This window comes from Amaricoccus sp. W119, from assembly GCF_047275745.1.
Lineage (GTDB): Bacteria > Pseudomonadota > Alphaproteobacteria > Rhodobacterales > Rhodobacteraceae > Amaricoccus.
Map to the genome: position 1 here is coordinate 1 of NZ_JBKQWU010000141.1, position 2997 is coordinate 2997.

General features: G+C 69.3%; 1 protein-coding gene and 1 pseudogene. Both read right to left on the minus strand.

Annotation, left to right across the window (positions count from 1 at the left end; all coding sequences use genetic code 11):
- Positions 1–48: 48 nt before the first annotated feature.
- Complete coding sequence (locus tag ACLJK8_RS22365) at positions 49–2193, minus strand: NB-ARC domain-containing protein (protein WP_413152629.1); 2145 nt, start codon at positions 2191–2193, stop codon at positions 49–51.
- Positions 2106–2897 (minus strand): annotated as a pseudogene (locus ACLJK8_RS22370) (WD40 repeat domain-containing protein); the annotation flags it as partial. The pseudogene ACLJK8_RS22370 and the gene ACLJK8_RS22365, both read right to left, overlap by 88 nt.
- Positions 2898–2997: the final 100 nt, after the last annotated feature.

A 2997-nucleotide genomic window follows, 5' to 3' on the forward strand; every position in this document is an offset into this window, starting at 1 on the left:
CCCTGTCCCTCCTGCGTTCAATGCAGAAGGGAAATAGGTGGCCGGATTTTACTCCGCCCGCGGCCGGACTATCCCGCCGCTACCGTGGCCGGTTTTTGCACCGCCGCTCTCACCGGCGTGAATGCGCAGCACTTCCATCTGGCTTGGCACGAGTGTTGGCCGCGAGGGGAACAGCGCCGGAGATCTCAAGGCCTCCCGCCACGTCGCGCGGGCCACCTCCGTTTCCCGATCCAAAATCACACCACCGAGCAACTGGGGAATAACTTGCGTCGGCCCATCTATGGCCAGATCGTGCCCGGTGACGGCCAGCACCTGGCCCACGCGACGCGACACCGCTCCCGTCGCGAATGTGCGATAGCAACTCATCAGCCCCGCCGCGCCTTCGCCCGAGGCAATGCCGGATCCCAAGCGGGCTTCGATCCAACCGGCGTCGCAGAGCAGTGCCTCCAGGCCCTCCGCCTCACCGTCGCCTGCCAGATGCGCCGGCAGATGCGAGAGCGCGTAGGGCTCGGTGACCAGCCGCTGCCAGTCACCGGCAGCCCTCGCGGCGATGACCTCCGCCAGATGGGCGTCGAGGGCGCGGAGCCGGTTCGGGCCAAGTCGCTCGCGCAGCCGCGCCCGAACCACGTCGTGCAGCCGGAAGGTCGCGCGTGGCGCATCGTAGCGTTCGAGCAGCGACAGGGCGCGGAGCCGGAGCAGCAGGTCCCCACCGTCGAGCGCGCCGAGGCTGCCGGTGCTTTGCCAGAGCCCGGTGACCAGCCAGAATGGCACATCCTGGTCCTCGGCGAAAACGCTAAGCTCCTCGAGCCGCATGGCCGCCTCCGGGCCTTCACCCTCGGCCAGCGCCCCGATGCTGAGGTCGAGCGAGGCGGCGGCCGCCTCGTTGCGCTGCCTCGGGCTCCTGGCATCGAAGGCGCCGACACCCTTCGCGCGCCACGCCGCTTCGGCCGCGGTCAGGGCATCATCGAGGGAATGTCCCGCGTCGACGCGACGCGCGATCCGCCCATGCGCGAGGTTGAGTAGCAGCGGCCATTCTCGAAGCCCCGCCGCGAAGGCGTTGAACCGCGCGACCAGGGGGTGCGACTCGGCGGGATGGAAGCCCCGCGACAGCATCTCGGCCGCCTCGCCCGGCCGCATCGCATCGACCGGCACACGCGCTACCCGCTCGCGGGGCAACACGGCCTCGTCGCGGGTGGTAACCAGCCGCGCGCAGCCCGGGCCACCAGCCAGGAACGGCTCGAGGTCGGCGGCGTGCCAGACATCGTCAACGACGATCAGGCAATGGCGCTGGGCGAGCACCTCCCGCCAGCGCGCGACCGCGAGATCGCGGTCGGTCTCGGCCGGCGCCAGCGGATCGAGCGCGCGGGTCAGGGTATTGAGCCGGCCTGTGACATCGCCCGGGTTCTCGCCGAGCGTCGTCCAGAGGATGCCGTGGAAAAAGGCCTCGCCGATATCGTCGTCATGCGCGAGCTTCGCCGCCAGCGTGGTCTTCCCGAACCCGCCGGCGCCGCGCAGCGCGGCGGTGATCGCCACCGCGTCGCCCCCGCCATCGATCAGCGCCGCCTTCAGCCGCGCGTACTCCTCCGGTCGCGCGACGAAGCCCGGCGGCACCTCGGGGGCGAGGAATGGCACGCGCGGCTCGCCGCTCGGACCTTCGAGAATGCGCAGGAGCTGGCGCCATTGCTCGTCGATCGCTGGATCGAGCGTGTGCGCCCGCGCCAGCGCCCGGGGCAGCTTGCCGAAATCGGGTCGCAGCGCCGCGTCCACCACCGGCGTCACCCTCACGCCCTCCTGGCGCGCGAGCCGCCATTCGCGGCGAACGATCTCCGAGGCCACCGCCCTCGGGGTGAGTACCAGCACGAGATGCTCGACCTCCTTTCGCCGCAACAGCGCCGCGATCTGCTCCCACCAGTCCCGCCCGCCCTCCATGTCGGCGAGGTCCTGCCAGACCGCGAACCCGCCGCGATGATCTTCTCCCTGAGCGCGAGCGCGAACGCTCGCCCATCGGCGCGGGCGTAGCTGACGAAGATCCGGGGGACGGGCGCGACACCGATGTTGGGTGGGGCCATTGGTTGGCGTCGTCGCTCGCCCACACTCCAGATTCGGGCTGTCTTGTCCGCTGACGCCGTGGCGAGGCGCGTCCCGTCCGGGGAGAAGGCGACGTTGGTGACAAAGCTCCCGTGACCTTTGAATCGCGCTATCTCTTGGCCATTGGCGAGGTCCCAGAGCCGTGCGGTCTTATCCCCGGAGCTGGTGGCTAGCTGTGTCCCGTCGGGAGAAAAGGCAATGCTGGTGAGCGCGTCCCCATGACCTTCGAGCCGGGCGACTTCCTGACCCGTCGCAAGGTCCCAGAGCCGCGCGAACCGGTCCTCGGCCCCGGTCGCGAGACGAGCGCCGTCCGGAGAGAAGGCGACGCTGGTAACCTGGGCCTTGTGCCTTTCGAACCGGGTGCTCTCCCTCCCTGTCGAGAAATCCCAGAGCCGCGCGGTCCCGTCTAGCGACGCCGTTGCGAGCAGGGTTCCATCCGGGGAGATTGCGACACCACGAACAGAGTCCGCATGGCCTTCGAACCGGGCCATTTCCCGGTCGGTGGCGAGGTCCCAGAGCCGCGCCGTCTTGTCCGCGGACCCAGAAGCCAGACGTCTCCCATCTGGTGAGAAGGCGACGCTGAGGACCGAGCCCCCATGACCATCGAGCCGGGCAGTCTGCTTGCCTGTCGAAAGATTCCAGAGCTGCGCGGTGGCATCCCGGGACCCGGTGGCGAGGTGGGTCCCGTCCGGGGAGAAAGCGACGCTGGTCACCCAACGCTGACCCTCGAATTCGACGGCGCTCCTACCAGCCGCCTGGTCAAAAAGGATCTCAACCTGGGGAGATCCTCTCAAGGTGGGCCGGGGCACGGTTTCTTGAGACAGCGTCGAGCGCTACTTTCCCGAGGAACGGGGGTAGAGCATGGACGACAAGAGCGACGTGAAACCTGGCGCGACGGAGGCCTCGGCC